Here is a 17,296-nt window from a genome sequence, read left to right on the forward strand (position 1 = left end):
CTCCTTGGTCTCTGGGGCGGGCACGGCACGCCGGTCGTCACGTCCTGTCTTCCGCCGGGTGCAGAGAGGGCGGTCCGCCCGGCTGTCAGGATTCGAGGTACGCGGTGCCCTGGCCGTCGGTGAGCGCGGTGTGGGCGGCGCGCAGATTGCGGGCGTTGTACGGCTCCATCACGCCAGGCGCGCACGCCTCGTCGACGTCCCACCAGCGCCAGCCCAGCAACTCCCGCTCGGGCGTGGCGATTCGCTCGTCCGACCCGGGGGCGAGGGTGGCGTGGAAGGTGAACATGTGGCAGGGATAAGCCGCCTCGTTCGCGGCGGCGCCGGGGAACAGCTCGGCCTTGGTGGTCATCCAGTTGTAGACGAGCAGGCGGCCGACGGTGACTTCGACGCCGAGTTCTTCCGAGAGCTCGCGGGCGCACGTTGCGGCGGGCGGCTCGTTCCACTCCGCCTTGCCGCCGGGCAGGACCCACGTGCGGGAGCGGCCGTGGTGGACGAGGAGGACCTCCTTGTCGCCGCGGGTGATCAGTCCTCCGGCGGCGGCCGAGAACACGGCACGCCCCGGCTGTTCGGTGTCGGACACGTCGTCACTCCTTCGTTCGGGGCCGCCCCCGTGCCGTGGCGGGCGGCAGATGGGCCAGGCGGTCAGGGGCGCAGGAGCAGGCACTGCAGGGAGCCGAGCGGGTACTCGGTCACCTCGTCCCACCCGGTGCGCAGTTGCTGAAGAGCCGTGTGGTCGAGGCCGATGTGGTGGCGGCCGTCGGTCTGCCGTTCGGCGAGCGGGGTGGTCACCGCGATCACTCCGTTCGGGGCGAGGCGGCGGCGGGCGGAAGCGAGGGCGGCCTGCTGGTCGAGGAACGCGAGCGATAGGCGGAAGGCGACGACATCGAACCCGTGGGCGGGCAGCTCGTCCAGGCCGCGGTTGGCGTCGAGTTCGTGGAAGGCCGCGTCGGGCAGGTGGGCGCACCGTTCGCGGGCGGTGGTGATCGCTGTTTGGGCGAAGTCGACCCCGGTGACGGTGGCGCCCAGCTCGCCGAGCGCGGCGGCCAACTCGCCGGTGCCGCAGCAGACGTCCAGCACCGTCAGCCCGGTGAGCGGGCGGCCGAGGTGCCCGGCGAGCAGGTCGACCTCCTGGTCGGTGACCGTCCGGTAGCGCGCGCCGTCGCGGTAGCCGGCATCCCACGGGCTCGGATCGCTCAAGTCCTCCATCGAGTCCCCCTCGTTGTCGGTTCGGCCCGGCGCCGCGGCTGCGCCGGGGCCGGAGGCGATGCGGGTCATGCCGCCGGTGGTGGGAACGGCCAGCCGACCGCGTCCGCACGGGTGAGTTCCCGGTACACGCTGCCGTCGGGCTCGTAGGTGTTCCGGTACAGGAACACGGTGTCACCGCCGAGCCGGGCGACGCCTTCCTCGACCACCGGCGTCCTGTCGGCGACCGCGCGCAGCCGCTGGTCGAGGTCGACCAAGCCGCCGGGCGGCTGGGCCGGGCGCCGGTGCCGGCCGGTGCCGATCACGCCTCGACCAGCTGGTGGTGGTCGGGCGCGTCGTCGAACCCGTACGTGGAGAACGCCGGTCCGCCGGCCAGGTACGCCTCCAGCGCGGTCTTCGACGTCGGGAACATCGGACCGGGCAGCGCGCTCGCCGGTGCCCAGCGGACTTCCAGGTGCTTCGTGGGTTCGGTGTTGACCAGTTCGCCGGTGAACTCGTCGGCCGCGAAGACGAACAGCACGAAGCCGCCGCGCCCGTCCCAGCCTTCCTTCACCTGGATCGTGTGCACCAGGCGCAGGTCGGCGGGCGCGACGACGAGGCCGGTCTCCTCGCGCAGCTCCCGCGCGGCGGCGGCCGAGATCTCCTCGCCCGGGTCGACCTTCCCACCGGGGATCGTCCACGCCGGACCGGGGCTCCAACTGCGCTGGGCGTAGTGGACGGTGGCGATCCGGCCGGTGGCCTTGTCGTGGACGATGACGCTGACCGACAGCCTGCTCGTCTCGTGCATCGAAGGTGCTCCTCGTCGTGGCCGAAGCCGAAAGGGGGTGGGCTGGGTAGTCGTCAGGCCGTATGCCCGGCGGTGGGCGGGGTGCTGGAGAGGTGGATGACGGTGCCGTCCGCCAGCGCCTGGAGCGCGGCGGTGAGCCGGTCGGCGAGAGGCCAGGGCAGGTGTGCGGCGGCCTGCTTGGGCTCCATCCAGTGGGCGGCGCGCACCTCGCCGTCGGCGAACCGCAGGCTCGCGGCCTGGTCGCGGGTGAGCGGGGCGGTGTCGAAGACGAAGCACATGACGGCCCGCCCGTACGGGCTGGCGGCGGCGGGCGGGGTGTCCACGACGAGGAGCCGGCCGACCTCGGCGGTGAGCCCGAGTTCCTCGGCGAGTTCACGGGCCGCGGCTTCGGCGGGGGACTCCATCGCCTCCACCATGCCGCCGACCAGCTCGTTGTGATCCTTGTACGAGGGCTCCACGACCAGGACCCGGCCCTCAGCGTCGCGGACCAGGACGGTGGCGGCCGTCATCGGCGCGGGCAGCTGGACGAGGTAGTCGCGCTTGGACATCGGCTGCCGGTGACCGTCGCGCAGCACGGCGGTGTGCGAGCCGCGCTCCGCACCGACCGCCTCCCGCAGGCGGCGCGCGACAGCGGGCGCGAGCAGTTCGAACGCCTCCTCCTCGGTGACGAACCGAGCCTCGCGGAGCTCGCTGGCCTGCACCACCAATGCGTGCGCGTCCACTGCGCCCACCGGGTGCGCGGCGTAGACGAGGCTGAGGATCGTGCGCCCCCAGATCTGAGCGGGGATCGTGTCGAGGGCCAGCAGTCTGCCGACCTCGACGTCCAGGGCCAGCTCCTCGCGCAGTTCCCGCCGCAGCGCCAGGTCCGGTTCCTCGTCTTCCAGCATGCCGCCGGGCAGGTCCCAGCCGTCCTTGTAGACGGGGTCCACCAGAAGGATCCGCCCCTGGTGGTCGCGGATGAGGGCGTCCGCGCAGGCGGCCGGTGCGGCATGCGCGGCCAGATACCGGGCCAGGGCGGGGTCGGCCGCCACGGTCTGGCCGCTCAGGTCGGGGTCGCTGGTCACGGCTCGCTCCAGGTCAGTGGAATCGGGCCGGCGGAGTCGCTGAACCCGAGGTCGCGGTAGAGCTGTTCGCCGTGCGGGGAGGCGGTCAGGTGGATCTGTCCGCAGCCGCTGGCGGCGAGCCAGTCGCGCGTGGCGGTGACCACGCGGCGGGCGTGGCCCTGGCGGCGGTGCTCGGGGTCGGTGGCGACGGAGGCGATGTGTCCGACGTGCGGGCCCTGTCCGGGGCGGGGCATCCGGTGGTCGTACTGGCCGACCGCGCAGGAGACGAGCCGACCGGTGCCGTCGTCGACGACGTACGCTGCGAACCGCCCGTCACCGGTCAGGCGTTCGGAGAACCAGGCGGTGCACTGATCCGCCCACCCGGCCGGCGGGGTGACGCCGGCGGAGTCGAGCATGACCAGCCGCAGCCGTGTCAGCTCGGCGGCGTCATCCTGCACGGCGCGGCGCAGCACGGTCCCGGCGGTACCGGCGGCGGGTTCCGCGATCTCCGGCCAGGCGCGGCCGAGCACCAACGTGGCGGCGTGGTGGTGGATGAGCTGCTGGGTGGAGTCACGCAGCCGCAGCCGGTGCAGGTCCTCGGGGCGGAACCAATGCAGCAGGACGCCCTCGCGGAGGTCGGCCGCCTCCGGGTCGCCCTGCCAGCGGGCGGTGAAGATCTGGATGGGCACGGCCAGCCCATCCGCCCCGATCGTCCACTCGACGGTCAGCGGCTCCACCGGGCCGAGGCGCAGCCCCGGGGCCTCCTCGGCGAGCTCGCGGCGCAATGTGTCCTCCAGGGTGCCGTCGCCGGGTTCAGCGCCGCCTCCGAGCAGGCTGAACTCGCCCGGGGCCCAGATGTGGTCGAAGTTGTCGCGCAGATGCAGGAGGTAGCGGCCGACGCCGTCGTGGATTAGCACGGAGGCGTTCACCGGCTCCGGCTGCCCGTCCAGGCCCGCGGCCTGCAGCTTGGCGCGCAGCGACGGGGAGGCAACCCGCTCGATGGGGCGCCACTCGCAGCCGGTGACCTCCTCCGCCTGCAGCGCGGTCTCGGGCGTCGCAGGGTCGGCGAGGTAGAAGGCAAATCGGAAATCGTAGTGCTGGTGGGCGCCTTCGCCCTTGTCGGGGTTCGTATCGATGTCGTTCACGTCGATGTCGACGGGCTGGTCGAGGAGCTGCGGGACCAGGCACAGCGCGCCGGGCGGGATGCCGGCCTCCTCGGCGACTTCCCGCAGCGCGGTGGCCAGCAGGCTCGGGTCAGTCTCCTCACCGTGGCCGCCGGGGCAGAGCGTCAGCCCGGTGGCCTTGTGGTGGATGTGCAGGACCTGCCGGTCGCGGTTGATGACGACGGCGCTGCAGGTGACGTGCGCGGGCAGGGTGCTGCGGTTGGTCGGCTCCGGTGTGGTGGCCAGCATGGCGAGCAGCGGTTCGAGCTTCGCCCGCTCGGCGGGATGGTGGTCAAGGTAGGCGCGGGTGACGGCTGCGATGGCGTCGGCGGACGGCGGCAAGCGGGGCTCCTTCAGGACCGGGGGAATGGGATCGGCAGGGCTACCGGCGGGCGGGGCGTCAGGCGGCCGGATCTTCGAGGGCGTGGTTCCACGCGGCCAGGTGGCGGGCGTCGAGGAGCGGGGCGACCGGGGTGGCGAGGTAATCGTGTTCGACGAGGTAGAGGGCGGCGGTGCCCTGGTGGCCGGGGAAGAGCTCGCCCAGCTGGTGGCGGACCTCCTCCTGCGTGGCGCTGTCCTTGTCGAGGAGGCGGCGGGCGAGGAGCTTGGTGTTCCACACGTCCAGGCCGACCGCGGACGGGTCGCGGGAGGCGTGGGAGGCGATGACGCCGGCGGTGTACGGACCGACGCCCTTGATCTCCTGGAACCGGGTGGTCAGCGCGGGGTCGTCGCCGAGGGTGGCCAGGTCGTTGGCGGTGAAGAATTCCGCGAACCTGGGCAGGTACTTGTCGCGGTAGCCCAGCCGGTCGGCCTCCTTGAAGGTCTGGGCGGGGATGTCAGCGATCTCGCGTGGGGTGAAGAAGGCGCGCAGGGTGATGCCCGCGAAGCTTACGAGGTGGCCGTAGTGGATCAGGAGGTTGCGCATCATCTGGGTGGTGCGGGCGATGGTGGTGTTCTGCAGGAGCAGGGCGACGACGGCGATATCGAACAGGTCCTCGGGGCAGCTCTGCCGCATCCCGGCGAGCGCGGCGAGCGGTCCGCGCATGGCAGGGACGCGGCTGGCGAGGTCGATGAACTCGCTCGGGTCCTCCTGCAGCCCGTAGCCGGTGGTTAGGCGCCGGGCGAGCGCCTGGCGGTGGTCGGGCTTCCACTCGCCGTCGGTGTGCAGGGCGGCGACCAGCACTTCGGGTGCCTCCTGGCGCAGGTGGACCCCGCACACCAGCTCCTCGACGCGGAAGGTGCGCCAGCTGTCGGTGGTCGTGTGGGCTTCCAGGCCCGTCGCGAAGTGCGACGGCTTCCACAGGGTATGGAGCCGGTCGAACGGGCCGGTGACGGGCAGTTCGATCGTGTCGACCAGGTCAAGGTGACGGGGTGCGAGCACGCGGCCGAGGGCCGCCGCGCCGACGCTGGTCCCCTCGAGGCGCCGGCCGTTGTCAAGCGGCTGCAGCTCCTTGCCGTCGGCCTGGACCTCGGTGCTCAAACGCTCTCTCCTCCCGACAGAAAGGGGTATGTGCAGCCGCCGATGCGGCAGGTGAGAAACCGCCAATTCGACATCTCAGATGCGGAGTTGGACCGGTTCTATGGCTGAGGAGTGTCTGATGATGGTGCTGTTCGAGTGCGACGTTCAAGCGGATTACCACCGGGCGAGCCCGGGTCGAACGGGGAGTTTTCGAGCACCTCCGAGGCGATGCCCAGGGCCGCCTCCAGTTGCTCGCGAAGGGTGATGGGAAGTACGCCGGAGCCCAGTGCGCAGGCGGCGAGAGCCTGTTCGAGAGCGGCCGTCGGGCCCGGTTCGAGGTGGTCGCGGAGGCCCGGGTGGGCGAGGAGGTCACGCAGTGCGTAGCCGTCGCCGGATTCACTCGTTCGGCTGGTCAGGCGCCGTGCGAGGTTTCGGGCGGCAGGCGTGTCCGGGGCCGAAGCGTCGAGGGTGGTGAGCGCGAGCCGGGTGGTGAAGACGGCCATCCCCTCGCCCACGTCCAGGGCAAGCCAGCGGTCTATCGCCTGCGCGGCGGCGTACTGATCTCCGGGGCGGCACAGCGCGGTGAGCACCGCGGTGACGGCGTCCTCCCAGGGGTCGCCCGGCTCGGTGTCCTCCAGCAGCGCGAGGGCGCCGGACAGGTCGCCGGTGGTGGCGGCGGCGAGGACTGCGGTCTGGCGGCCGTCGAGGATGCGCTGGCCGATGCCGCGGTGCTCCTCGAGGTGGCGCAGGGCTTCCTTCCAGCGGCCGGCGGCGGTGAGGGCGCGGGTGCCGTCGGCGATGACGACCCGCCACAGCCACTGACGGACCTCACCGCGCTGCTGGTCGGTCTCGGTGAGGCGGGCCGGGACGGTGATGCCGTCCAGCGTCGTCTCGGTCGCGGTGGTGACGGATCGGTAGAGGTCGAGGAGGAGTTGGTGGCCGCGCTGGTGGTGGCCGGCGCGGATGTGGAGGCGGGCGAGGTTGACGATCGGCTCGAGGCCCCGGATTGCACTCATCGCCGGGAGTGGGCCGCGGGTGAGGTAGAGGGCGGCGTGGCGGTGGCAGAGCTCGCGGGCGTAGCCGGGCAGGGCGAGGTCGGAGGCAAGGAGGGCCGCCTGGTTGAAGACGGTGGATGCCTGGCCCGCGTCGGCCTGCCGGGAGGCCGCGTCGGCCAGCTCGCAGAGCCGGCCGACACGGGCGTCGAGGGGCAGGCACGCGGGCCGGTGTCGTGCGACCAGCGGGAAGCGCTGGGCGACAGGACCGGTCGGGTGCACGCGGGTCACTCCCAGATGACGGTGATCGGGTGGTTGGGGCGGTCCAGGACGAAGCGGCCGGCGGCCGGGTCCGTGGTGGCGGGGGTGTCGGGGAGTTCGATGCGCAGGCTCCGGGTGCGGAAGCCGGTGTTCCAGACGCGGATCTGTTCGGCGACGAGGTCGGCGAGCGCGGCGCCGTCGGGGCCGTGGCCGATGACACCGGTCTCGTAGGTCTTGCGGCCGTCGGCGGTGGGTTCGCCGGGGCGCAGGGTGAGGTAGGCGAGGGAGCCGGCGTCCACGGTGGCCATGGCGCCCCACCCGAACATCGGGTTCACGCCGCGCTCGCGGGCGTTGCCGGTCACGCTCATCCGCATGATCGAGTTCGGGAGGGTCAGGGCCAGCCACAGGTCCTGGTACTCGTATGTAGTGCCGCCGGGGATGGTCACGCCGGTCCATGTCTCGTGCCGTCCGCTGTCGAGGATGCCGGCCAGCAGCTCGGCGTCGACCGCGTCGTGCTGGTCCTTGTGGACCTGGAGGGTGACGTCGCCCTCGCCGGTGAGGGTTACGGTGCGGCGGGCGTCGTCCATGCTGCCGCGCAGCGGCATGAAGACCGCGAGCTGGTCGTCGACTGACACCCAGCCGCCCTCGGCGCGCTCGAAGGCGATGACCCGGCTGGCGGTGCCGCGCAACCGCAGCGGCAGCACGATCCGGCCCGTGGGCTTGACCTGCTGGAGCCAGGCGCTGGGCATCTCGCTGGTGCTCACCGTGGCGATCACCCGGTCATACGGGGCACCGTCCGGATGGCCGAGAGCGCCGTCGCCGAGGACGACCTCGACGTTGGTGACGCCTGCGTCGGCTAGGTGCTTGCGGGCGCCGTCGACGAGGTCCTCGTCCACGTCCACGGTCACCAAATGCCCGTCGGCGCCGACGATGTGGCCCATGTAGGCGGCGTTGACGCCGGTACCGGCTCCGGCTTCGAAGATCTTCTCGCCGGGCTGCGGGTCGAGCTGTTCGAGCATCAGGGCCACGATCGCGGGCTGGGAGGCGGCGCTGATCTGGGTGCCGGAGCCGTCGGCCTTGGTGTAGGTGGGGTTGTCCGCGTAGGCGGCCTCCAGCGGGAAGCCGGGCAGGAAGGGCTCGCGGGACACCGCGCGGAAGGCGGCCTCGACCGCGCCGGTGCGGATGGCGCCCTGGTCGATCAGGCGGGCGGTGAGGGCTCCGCGAAGCTGCTCGGCGGATCCGGTTTCGTTGCTGAGAGTAGTCATATCGGTGACCCTAGTGGTTGGTCGGATGGTGGAGGTCGAGGGCGCGGGGCCCTCGTCGGAGTGGAATACGGCGTCCAAGGCCCGTGCGGCCATGGCGGATTGGTGGTCGACCGGCAGGCCGGCGCGGTTGGCGTGGAAGACGAGGTGGTGGGCGAGGACGGCGCGCAGGCCGCGGGTGAGAACGCCGTCTCGGGCGAGGCGGGCGAGGTCTTGCCCGGTCTGCTGGAAGGCGTGGACCCAGTCGCCATGGTGGGCGAGTGGGGCGGTGTCGCGGGTGAGTGCCCAGGTGTCGAGGCGCATCAGGTGCTGGATGGCGGCGGTCAGCGTGGCTGCCCGTTCGGGGGCCACGGGGGCGGGAGTGTCACGGAGCATGGCGAACTGGGCCCAGACGTGGCCCTGTTCGTACCAGTCGAGTCCGGCTGCCCGGAGCATGGCGGAGATGAGGACGACCACGGTCTCGGACCGGCCCAGCGCGGGCGGGCCGGGCTCGGCCGCCCGAGCCAGGAGGTGGCGGCTGTCGGCGTGGAAGAGGCGGTGGGCGACTTCCATGGCCTCGGGACCGCCGAAGGCGTGGGTCTCCGGCTCGTAGATGACGGTGGCCCAGCCCGCGATTGGCCCCTTCTCGACGAGCGCGTCCAGCAGCGCGGTGACGGAGGGTTCGGGGGCGGCGGCGCGGTAGCGCAACCGCAGGCCTTGTTTGCGCATGTACCACCAGCCGTCGAGCGCACCGGAGTTCGTGGCAGCGGTGAGGACGGGGGCGAGACGGTCGGCGGCGAGCCGCTCAGCCGTGTCCTGGTCGGTGAGCGTGATGTTGTGCTGGATCCAGCCGGTAGTCATCGGATCGGTCCTCGGTCAGGCGGTCAGGAGACAGGCGTCCCAGTGGGTCGCCGGGGTGGCACCGGTGGCGGGAGCGAGTAGGGCGAGGGCGGTGCCGGCCGCACCCTCCAAGAACGCAGGGCCCGCCGTGGCGAGAAGGCGTCGGGCCTGCTCGTCCGGGTCGGCGAGGGGCGGATAGGTGGTCTCCAGCAGCAGGTTGGCGACCGAGCGGAGCCGGGTGGCGGTGCGCGGCGAGGCGTCGGCGGCGGCGCGATGGGCGATGTGGGCGAGCCCGGCGTAGCCGTGGCAGGCCGACAGGTCCCTGGTCGCGTCGAGCGCCGGCGGGTCGAGCAGGGCACTGGCGAGCGCGCTCTCGGCCTCGTGGCGCAGACGGTGGTCGCCAAGGGCAAGGGCGGCTAGTTGCTGGGCACGGGCAACTCCGGCGGTGCCGTAGCACCAGCTCGGCCGTTGCGGTGGCAGCGGTCTGCGGTCGGGGCCGGTCAGGTGTGCGGGCGTGATCCAGTACGGCCAGGCGTGGCCGTCGCGCCAGCGCTCCAGCCAGGCCAGGATGACGCGGATCGCCTCGCGCTGGCCGTCGACCTCCACTCCGCGCCGCAGTGCGAGGGCGAGCAGCGCGAGCGGGCCCGCGATGCCGTGCGCCACACCGGTGTTGGCGTGTCCGCCCGGGAACCGCTTGTCCGGTTTGCCGGACGGTCCGTCCAGGGTCCACCAACCCGGGAGGAGCTCGCCGTCGTGCTTGATGTCCTCGGTCAGGCGGACCAGGCAGTCCAGGATCCGCCGGATCGCATTGCCGCCGGGGGCTCGGCGCAGGAGCACGGCGCCGACGCCTGCCAGGCCGCGGATGGCGTCGAACTCGGCCAGCGCCGGCAGATCGCCGCGGTCGATTCTGGCAAGAGCTTCGTCGCAGCGCCCTGCCGCGTCGGCCGCTACGGTCTGGTCGAGGTGGGCGAGGGCGCGTTGGTAGGAGCCGGGGCTGGCCTGGGCTGCGCAGTCGAGAGCGTGCGCGAGCGCCGGAGCGCCGTAATACAGGTAGCTGTCCGAGCCGCTTGTGACTGGGCCGTTGGCCGCGACCGACAGCCAGGCCCGGGCGGTCGCCCACGGTCCCCTGCCGGTGGCGGCGCGTTCGATGTGAAGCAGGGCGATGCCCGGGGCGCCATGGGCGAGGGACTGGCGCCACTGCGGGCGGGACGTCCACGCCGCTGGCACATCGGCCGGGTCGGCGAGCAACTCGGCGATCCGGTCGGACAGCCGAAGGGCGGGGTGCAGAGTGGTCACCGGTCACCGTCCCGGGCCAGGCGGGCGAGGGCGGCGGCCCGGGCCAGGTAGAGGACCTGCGCCTCGTCGTCGAAGTCGATGCGGTGCGCACGGACATACGAGCAGTGGAGGAGGGAGCCGAGCACGTCGTCCGCCTGTACGCCCTGGGTGTGCGGGCCGGGGAAGAAGTGGCGGTAGGAGTCGAGGGCCTGGTGGCGGGCCGCCCAGGCGTCGACGACGGTGTCGCCCGCGGGCTGGGCGCGCAGCGCCGCCCAGTCACGTGCCGGGTCCGCGAGGCGTACGGCCTCGCGGAAGACCGGCCTGGGAACGTGGGCCGGGGCTTGGGCGGGGACGTTGTCGACCAGCCAGCGCAGCCCAGCATTTGTGGAGCCGGTGAACCCGGCCGCGATGGCGACGGCGTGGGCGGCGAGCAGCGCCTGCCGATCGGGCAGCTCGGGCTGGGAGAGCTGGGCGAGCTGGGCGAGGACGGCGGCGGAGTCCGTGCGGAAGACTTCTTCGGCTGCGGCCCAGGCCGGCCCGTCTCCCCAGCGTCCGGTCTCCGTGTAGGAGGTCGGATACACGACCTCGGACAGCAGTCCGGCCTGGTGGAGCTCCGCGGTCCAGGTGGTGATCGTGGTGGCGGCGGGGCCGAAGGCGGTCGGCTCGGGCAGGGCGATGCGCAGCCGCAGGTGCTGGCGCGGGTCGCGGAAGCGGACGAACCACCACGCCGGGTGCCCGAGCCGCGCGAGGAGGTCAGGCAGGTGGCGGGTGATGACGGTGTCCTGGCGTTCCAGGTCGCCATAGAGGGAAGCGAGGAGCACATGGGAGGTACCTGGGGCGTCGCTGTGGCCTCGCTGCAGGATCCGGGCCGGGGTTGGTTTGGGTAGGCGGGGCCAGGCCGGGACGCGGGTGGCGGTGACGGGGATGGCGATTTCGTGGGCCCGGCCGCCGGCCCAGCCGAGGTCGGCCGGGTCGGGTTCCTCGACGAGGACCGCGTGCGGTACGGAGCGTAGGTGATCGCGGAGCAGGGACCGGTGGCCGGGGTGGTCGAGGTCGAGCGGCAGGCCCTGGCTGTCGGCGGCCAGCATCACGTGCTGCGGCACTCGGCGCCGCGTCAACCACGAGGTGAGGGCTTCGTTCCACTGCTGCTGCGGGGCGTGATCGGAGGGTAGTTCGGCGGTGGTGAGTCGCCATGCGGCCGGGGAGAGGATGATGCGCCGGTGCCTCAGTCGGGGCCGGAAGGGCAGCGCGTGGAGCGAGCCCCAGTCGAAGCGGGTGACCTGTGCGGTCTGGGCACGGGACAGCTCGGTGATCAACCGGGCGAGCGGCGGGGTGTGGGTGCGCAGGTTCAGTGCGTGGGTGGCGGCGGCTTCGACCCGCACGCCGAGCGCCGGTGCCGCCAGGTACATGCGCCGCCCGTCGCAGCCCACCGCGAGGTCCTCGGGGCCGAGGACGCCTTCGGTGGCGGGGCGGTGCTCGGCGAGGCTGATCACCAGCTGGCCGGTCGCCGTACTGCGGGCGACGTGCCCGGCCGCCGCGTCCAGTGGCGGGAACGAGAGCTGTGCGGTCACGGCGCGCTCGTCCATCGTCGGCAGGTTCGTCAGCACGTCGGTGAACGCTGCCTGGTGCTCGGGTTCGAGCAGGTGGAGGAAGCGTCCGACGGAGACGCCAGCTGTGCGGGACGCCGACACCACCTCCAGCCGGAAGTCGCCTCTGTCGAGGGCTTGCTGGCTGCGGGCGTGGAGGCGGGCGATGATTTCCAGGTGTGGGGGCAGGCGGGGCTCGGCCGGTCCCAGGTCGAGCGCGGTCAGTAGCGCGTCGTCGAGGACGACCTCGCGGTCGCCGTCGAGTGCGGCCCGCTGGGTGACGGCGGCGAGCAGTTCGTCGCGTTCGTCGAAGCGCGGCGCCTTCGACGGACGGGTGCCGGGGTAGCCGTCGGGCCAGCCGATCCCGCTGTCCGCCACCATGTCGAGCAGCGGCACCAGGGCGCCACGGCCGTAGCGCTCGTAGAACCGCTGGTGGTAGGACCGCCATGCTGCCGTGCCGTTGGGAGCGGCGCTGAGTCGGGCTAGCAGGTGGGCGGCTCGGGCTGCCTCGTCGGCCACGCCGCGTGGGAGGACCAGGTTGGCGTCCAGCCGCAGGTCGATGGCCGGCACCGGACGACCGCCTTCGGCATTGCGGAGATCCGCCAGGGGCTCGGCCGCTTCGGCGATTTGCTCGGCATCGGCGCTCTCCAGGACCGTCAGGAGGTGTCCGAGAGGGTTGGGGTCGGTCGCCGGGGCGTGCAGGTTCGTGATGAGTACCCGCTGGGCGACGAGCTCGGACAGGATGCCGGTGACCTGCTTGGCGGTCGCGGTGGGAAACTCGGCGTGCAGCTTGTCGGCCAGGTCCTGGAAGCGGAGGGGAAGGCAGGCGGCTGCGAGGGCGAAGGCGACGGGGCCGGTGTGGCGCAAGGTCGTCTCGGCTGCGGCCGTACCGCCGCCGGGCCGTTCGAGCGGTCGGTGGGGGACCACGAGGCGGTCGTCGCGCACGTGTACGGTGTTGTTCGCCACCACGTCCAGGCGGGCCAGCAGGGCGGGGCAGTGTTCCAGCTGCTCGATCGCCCGTGCGAGCCGGGCGGCCGAGATGCAGCTGACAACACGGTGGCCGTCACCCCACCGCAGACGGCTGGTAGGCCCGAACGACGCGGCCTGCACGCCGGCGAAGTACCCGAACGGGGTGGGCCGACCGGCCGCGCGCAGGACATAGCGGGCGGTGGAGTGGACAGCGCGCCGTACCTCGCGCGGGTCGGGCTGCGGGGTGGCGACCAGCTGGGCAACCTCATTGGTGAGAGCCGGGTTGGCCAGTTCGAGAGCTTGAGCGAGTTGTCCGTCGGCCCACACCGTGCGCAGCCATCGCGTCTGCTGCTGGGCCACAGCAGGGCTGTTGTCGTCGAGGTCCGGCCAGCTTGGAACTGCCGGGTGGGGGCTGGCGACGGCGCGCACGAGCGCCACGCCGGCGGCGCGGTAGGGGGCCGTGGTAGCGGGTGGGCGCATGGCGGCGGACCTCAGTCTTCTGAGAAGGGGCGGGGGCGGGGCGGGTTCCCCGGGAACACATCCCGGGGAACCCGCCAGGAGGGTCAGTGCACGCCGGTGGTGCAGGCGCCGCAGGTGGCGCCGCAGCCGTCGTCGGTGAGGACCTGCAGGCTGGCCGCGTCGGTGGTCTCGACGGTGCGGACGTCGAGGTCGAACTCGTCGTAGACGACCGTGGTGGCCTTCGTCTCGGCCGCGATCTTCTGAGCCATGGTTGGCTCCTCCTTCGGAGGTTTCCCTTGCGGGACCTGGAGCCGGGGCGCGGGATGCGCCCCGCATCACCAGGAGACGGTGGGGCGGCAGTGCCGCGTGTCGGCGGCCAGCTGCCGTACGAGGGATGGCGGTTCGCCGGGGGTGTCCGCGAGGTGGGCTTCCGCGGGTGGGGTGGCGGCGCCGGGCCGCGACCACGGCGCGGGGAAGCCGGGGCCGAGGCCGAGTGCGGGGTGCGGTTCGCCCAGCGCGCGCAGTATCAGCCGCTCGCCCAGGAATGCGGTGCGTCCGTGCAGCAGGCGGTGGTTGTCCAGCACAAGGCCCTGGCCGGGGGCCAGGCGCAGCCGGTGGGTGTTGCGGTCGATGGCTTGGCGGAGCGCGGGCATGTGTGCTTCGGCGTCGGGTGAGAATCGGGCGAGGTCGTCCTGCCGCAGCCGCAGGCGCCAGCGGCCGTCGGGCAGCTGCTGGAGGACGGGGGCGAAGTGGCCGCTCGATCCGCCGAAGTAGGCGGCCCGGTCGGCGGAGAGCGCCTCGAGGGCGGTGGGGTGGTGCCCGGCCAGTTCGGCGAGGACGGCCTGGCCGTCGACGAGCAGGCTCGCCCCGCCCTCGTCGCCGGCCCGCGCGCACGCGAGCAGGATCAGACGGGGCGGATCCGGCTGCTGCGCGCACTCGGTGTGCAGGGCCAGCGGGCCACGCCCCAGGCCGGCGAAGCCCGGCCGTCCGGTGTGGCGGCCGGTGTCACGGATGACGGTCAGCCCGTCCGGGTCGGCATCCCGGTGCTGCCACAGGGAGGACATCAGCCGGCCGGCCGCGAGGAGCACATCGTCGCGCCCGCCCAGCCTGGAGAGCCTCAGCAGCCCGTGCTCGCGCAGCACCGCGCCGGCCCGCTCGCGCACTGCTCCGTCCAGCACGCTCGCGGTGAAGACCTCGCCGGCGGTGCCGTTGGTGTCGGAAGACGGCATGGTGGATCTCCCTCGTGGGACCGATTGGATGGGAGGCGACACACTCTCCACGCCGGACCGCCCCGATGGAAAGTGACAGATTGTCAAAGCGCGATCACCGGCTCGCGAGGCGTCGTGCCACTGCGCGACTGCTACCTTCGATGGGCCCGTGCCCGCCCGCGCGACCCGGAAGAAGCGATGACCGGACAGACAGAACAGCCCTACGTGCCAACGGCTTTCCCGATCTCCATCAAGGGCGTCGTGCTCGACCCGCAGAAGCGGGTGCTGCTGCTGAAGAACGAGCGCCAGGAGTGGGAGCTGCCCGGCGGAAAACTGGAAGGGACCGAGACCCCCGAGGAACGGGTGGTCACGGAGATCCAGGAGGAGAGCGGCTGGACGGCGACCGCCGGTCCGCTGCTGGACGTGTGGATGTACGAGCCGATCCCCGGGCGCAAGGTATTCATCGTCACCTATGGCTGCACCGCCACCGACGCCGACCGGCCCCCGGTTGTCAGCCACGAGCACAAGGAATCCGGCCTCTTCCACCGCGACGAGGTGCCCGGCCTGGTCATGCCGCAGGGCTACAAGAACTCCATCGCCCGCTGGTACGAACTGCAGGACCGGACCTGACCGGTGGCCCGGATCGACCTCAACGGCGGAATCCGCTGGCACTGGACCACCCCCAGGGCCCAGGACATCCTGCGCCGCCGCGCTCTGCCCGAGATCCTGCAGCTGTACCGGGAGATCCACAGCCTGCCGCAGCAGGAACTCGCAGACCTCCTCGGCTACTCCACCAGCTACGTCTCCCGCATCGAGACCGGCTCGCGCACCATCACCGACGTCGGTGCCCTGCGCCACATCGCCGATCGACTCGGCCTGCCGCCGCACTGTCTTGGCATCACTGATGACGCCGACGGAGACCACCAACTCGTGATCCAGCTCGCCGACTCCGTCCTGCGCCTGGCCGAGATCGCCCGCCAGGCTGGCCATGCCACCACCGCTGTCGCGGAACTGTGGCCGCTGGTCGCCCGCCTGGAGGCCCGCACCGCCGACGGGCACGCCGACCTCGACACCCTGCGCCTGCTCGCCCGCGCCAGAGTCGGCCTCGGAGTCGCCCTCGGCCACGTACTGCCGGAAGAACGCCTGGCCACAGCCGCCCGCTGGACCGGCAAGGGCCTCAGCATCGCCCGACGCCTGGACGACCCGGCCCTCCATGCCCACGCCCTGCGCCACCACGGCAACGAACTGCGCAAATCCGGCCTGCACCTCCGCGCGCTCGACCGACTCGAGCAAGCCCGCGACACCGCCCGCACCACTACCGAACGCGCCGAAGCCGTCGTCCTCCTCGCCCGCGCCGCCGGAGCCGCCGGAAACGCCCCCGTCTTCGACGAAGCGGTCGAAGCCAGCCGCGAACTCCTGGACCAGGCGGCACCCACTGCACTGCTCTCCGAATTCACCATCCACGAAGTGCGCCTTCGCGGTCTCATGAGTACCGGACGGATCGCGGAAGCAGTGCGGCAACTCGACCGGGCGCCGGCCGCCGGCCTCGGGGCGACCGCGCAGTGGCGAATCATCGCGGCAATCACCGCCGGACAGGTCCTGCTGCGCCGCGGAGACGTCGCAGGTGCGGGAGAGCAACTGAATGCCGCGATCGACGGCGCCACCATGCACCGCCTCCCTCACCAGCTCCAGCGCATCGTCCGCGCAGGCGGCAATGTCCCTGATGTCCAGGAGCGGGCCAACGGAGCACTCGACCAGCTCCGCGCTGAAATAGCGGCCTGACACGCGATTCAGCCGCGCCATGGTCGACAATTCACTACTCCTCTCCCGGTGTTGAGACGTTGGGCATGCACCCGAAGCAGCCGGCTGCGAGTGCAGAGCATCGCGTGGTCGCGATTCGTCAGTGGCGGATCACCTGGACCCGGCGGTTCAGGACCTGGGCCAATCCTTGGTGGCTGTAACGGGTGAAGCGGGGGCCGGTGGTCGAAGCAGGCGCCGGTGACCGGGTCGGCGACGACCCGAGCGTCGACCACGGCGGCCGCGAGTTCGGTGACCGCGGCCTGCTCGTCGGCGCCCAGCGTCGCGCCGTGCCAGGTGGAGTGCCGGGTATGCGGCTGTGCGCGGTCACGGTGGTGTGGCTCCTCGGAGGGGGTGGCTGTTGGAGTGCGGCCCTGACCCGGACGGCCGCCATGGGTGGGAGCTCGTGCTCAGCGCCCTGCGAAGGGCGGGTCCGTTCGTGCCCGCTGGACGGCGCGGGCTCGGACCTGGGGCAGCCTGGGTCACGCTGCGGCGCTGACGGGGGGCGTTCCAGCCGGGAGCTCGGCCCAGGCGGGTGTGATGTGTGTGGGCTCGACCAGCCCGCACAGGACCCCGGCGACGGCGGCCTGCTCCTGCCGGTGGACGCCGAGGGCGTTCAGGATGCGGGCGGAGTAGCCGCGCATGGTCCCGACGGCGACACCGAGCTCGGCCCGGACCTCCTCGGGGGAGACACCGCCGGCCCAGGCCCGCAGGATGCGCAGCATGCGCGGCGGGAGGTGCGGCAGGGCGGTCTGGGCGGCGCAGGGTTGGGTGGTGCTGGTGACGATCCGTTGGGCGGTGGCCCAGGCGGCGGCCTGGGTGCGGGTGCGGCAGCCGGTCTTGTCCAGCAGGGCGGTGACCGCGCCTGCGATGGAGTTGAGCGGTCGGCCGGTGGTGGTGGAGATGCTCCGGTCTCCGGCGGCGGAGGCGAGCAGCTGCAGGAGGGTGCGCTCGTCGGGGGTGAGTTCGGGGCCGGGCAGTGGGAGCGGCGGCGGGTTCATGGCGGGGCTTCC

Annotated in this window: 16 protein-coding genes; 2 read left to right on the forward strand and 14 right to left on the reverse strand. The window is 72.5% G+C overall.

From position 1 onward, the window contains the following. Positions 1–85: 85 nt before the first annotated feature. The 13 genes from ACF9IK_RS30020 to ACF9IK_RS30080 form a co-directional block, all read right to left on the reverse strand. Positions 86–580, reverse strand: coding sequence for an NUDIX domain-containing protein (locus ACF9IK_RS30020; protein WP_395297203.1), 495 nt, complete (start codon positions 578–580; stop codon positions 86–88). A gap of 62 nt (positions 581–642) precedes the next feature. Beyond that, positions 643–1,275: a class I SAM-dependent methyltransferase gene (locus ACF9IK_RS30025; protein ID WP_395297204.1), complete on the reverse strand. Its 633-nt coding sequence runs from the start codon at positions 1,273–1,275 to the stop codon at positions 643–645. Beyond that, a complete protein-coding gene (locus tag ACF9IK_RS30030) occupies positions 1,272–1,508 on the reverse strand; it encodes a hypothetical protein (RefSeq protein WP_395297205.1) in 237 nt (78 codons plus the stop codon). Before ACF9IK_RS30030 ends, ACF9IK_RS30025 begins: the two co-directional genes overlap by 4 nt. Next, on the reverse strand, positions 1,505–1,990 hold the full coding sequence (locus tag ACF9IK_RS30035) for an NUDIX domain-containing protein (RefSeq protein WP_395297206.1): 486 nt from the start codon (positions 1,988–1,990) through the stop codon (positions 1,505–1,507). Before ACF9IK_RS30035 ends, ACF9IK_RS30030 begins: the two co-directional genes overlap by 4 nt. 53 nt (positions 1,991–2,043) lie before the next feature. Then, positions 2,044–3,054, reverse strand: a complete 1,011-nt coding sequence (locus tag ACF9IK_RS30040) for an NUDIX domain-containing protein (protein WP_395297207.1) — start codon at positions 3,052–3,054, stop codon at positions 2,044–2,046. Further along, a complete protein-coding gene (locus ACF9IK_RS30045; RefSeq protein WP_395297208.1) occupies positions 3,051–4,538 on the reverse strand; it encodes a GNAT family N-acetyltransferase in 1,488 nt (495 codons plus the stop codon). The genes ACF9IK_RS30040 and ACF9IK_RS30045 overlap by 4 nt, the downstream gene beginning before the upstream one ends. 58 nt (positions 4,539–4,596) lie before the next feature. Then, positions 4,597–5,676: a hypothetical protein gene (locus tag ACF9IK_RS30050; protein WP_395297209.1), complete on the reverse strand. Its 1,080-nt coding sequence runs from the start codon at positions 5,674–5,676 to the stop codon at positions 4,597–4,599. A 98-nt stretch (positions 5,677–5,774) separates the two neighbouring features. Beyond that, positions 5,775–6,938 carry a hypothetical protein gene (locus tag ACF9IK_RS30055; protein ID WP_395297210.1) on the reverse strand — a complete coding sequence of 388 codons (1,164 nt, stop codon included), beginning with the start codon at positions 6,936–6,938 and terminating at the stop codon, positions 5,775–5,777. Continuing rightward, positions 6,935–9,010 carry a methyltransferase, FxLD system gene (fxlM, locus tag ACF9IK_RS30060; RefSeq protein WP_395297211.1) on the reverse strand — a complete coding sequence of 692 codons (2,076 nt, stop codon included), beginning with the start codon at positions 9,008–9,010 and terminating at the stop codon, positions 6,935–6,937. The genes ACF9IK_RS30055 and fxlM overlap by 4 nt, the downstream gene beginning before the upstream one ends. Positions 9,011–9,025: 15 nt before the next feature. Next, positions 9,026–10,285 carry a lanthionine synthetase C family protein gene (locus ACF9IK_RS30065; RefSeq protein WP_395297212.1) on the reverse strand — a complete coding sequence of 420 codons (1,260 nt, stop codon included), beginning with the start codon at positions 10,283–10,285 and terminating at the stop codon, positions 9,026–9,028. Further along, positions 10,282–13,299 (reverse strand): lantibiotic dehydratase, encoded by a 3,018-nt coding sequence (locus ACF9IK_RS30070; RefSeq protein ID WP_395297213.1) that lies wholly within the window; start codon positions 13,297–13,299, stop codon positions 10,282–10,284. The genes ACF9IK_RS30065 and ACF9IK_RS30070 overlap by 4 nt, the downstream gene beginning before the upstream one ends. Positions 13,300–13,382: 83 nt before the next feature. Beyond that, positions 13,383–13,547, reverse strand: a complete 165-nt coding sequence (locus ACF9IK_RS30075) for an FxLD family lanthipeptide (RefSeq protein ID WP_360207841.1) — start codon at positions 13,545–13,547, stop codon at positions 13,383–13,385. A gap of 66 nt (positions 13,548–13,613) precedes the next feature. After that, complete coding sequence (locus tag ACF9IK_RS30080) at positions 13,614–14,507, reverse strand: TauD/TfdA family dioxygenase (RefSeq protein ID WP_395297214.1); 894 nt, start codon at positions 14,505–14,507, stop codon at positions 13,614–13,616. A 177-nt stretch (positions 14,508–14,684) separates the two neighbouring features. On the opposite strand from ACF9IK_RS30080, the gene ACF9IK_RS30085 reads away from it, so the two are divergent. Both ACF9IK_RS30085 and ACF9IK_RS30090 read left to right on the forward strand, forming a co-directional pair. Then, positions 14,685–15,116: an NUDIX hydrolase gene (locus tag ACF9IK_RS30085; RefSeq protein WP_395297215.1), complete on the forward strand. Its 432-nt coding sequence runs from the start codon at positions 14,685–14,687 to the stop codon at positions 15,114–15,116. A gap of 3 nt (positions 15,117–15,119) precedes the next feature. Beyond that, positions 15,120–16,268: a helix-turn-helix domain-containing protein gene (locus tag ACF9IK_RS30090; RefSeq protein WP_395297216.1), complete on the forward strand. Its 1,149-nt coding sequence runs from the start codon at positions 15,120–15,122 to the stop codon at positions 16,266–16,268. 497 nt (positions 16,269–16,765) lie between these two features. On the opposite strand, the gene ACF9IK_RS30095 is transcribed toward ACF9IK_RS30090, so the two are convergent. Next, positions 16,766–17,284, reverse strand: a complete 519-nt coding sequence (locus tag ACF9IK_RS30095) for a hypothetical protein (RefSeq protein ID WP_395297217.1) — start codon at positions 17,282–17,284, stop codon at positions 16,766–16,768. Positions 17,285–17,296 lie beyond the last annotated feature (12 nt).

The organism is Kitasatospora hibisci (assembly GCF_043950205.1).
GTDB lineage: Bacteria > Actinomycetota > Actinomycetes > Streptomycetales > Streptomycetaceae > Kitasatospora > Kitasatospora hibisci.

What these genes read in the sequence shown, in the direction of transcription:
- fxlM (WP_395297211.1), bottom strand. Translation starts at nt 9,010, where the DNA reads ATGACTACCGGCTGGATCCAGCACAACATCACGCTCACCGACCAGGAC.
- ACF9IK_RS30085 (WP_395297215.1), top strand. Translation starts at nt 14,685, where the DNA reads ATGACCGGACAGACAGAACAGCCCTACGTGCCAACGGCTTTCCCGATC.
- ACF9IK_RS30070 (WP_395297213.1), bottom strand. Translation starts at nt 13,299, where the DNA reads ATGCGCCCACCCGCTACCACGGCCCCCTACCGCGCCGCCGGCGTGGCG.
- ACF9IK_RS30035 (WP_395297206.1), bottom strand. Translation starts at nt 1,990, where the DNA reads ATGCACGAGACGAGCAGGCTGTCGGTCAGCGTCATCGTCCACGACAAG.
- ACF9IK_RS30075 (WP_360207841.1), bottom strand. Translation starts at nt 13,547, where the DNA reads ATGGCTCAGAAGATCGCGGCCGAGACGAAGGCCACCACGGTCGTCTAC.
- ACF9IK_RS30095 (WP_395297217.1), bottom strand. Translation starts at nt 17,284, where the DNA reads ATGAACCCGCCGCCGCTCCCACTGCCCGGCCCCGAACTCACCCCCGAC.
- ACF9IK_RS30080 (WP_395297214.1), bottom strand. Translation starts at nt 14,507, where the DNA reads ATGCCGTCTTCCGACACCAACGGCACCGCCGGCGAGGTCTTCACCGCG.
- ACF9IK_RS30025 (WP_395297204.1), bottom strand. Translation starts at nt 1,275, where the DNA reads ATGACCCGCATCGCCTCCGGCCCCGGCGCAGCCGCGGCGCCGGGCCGA.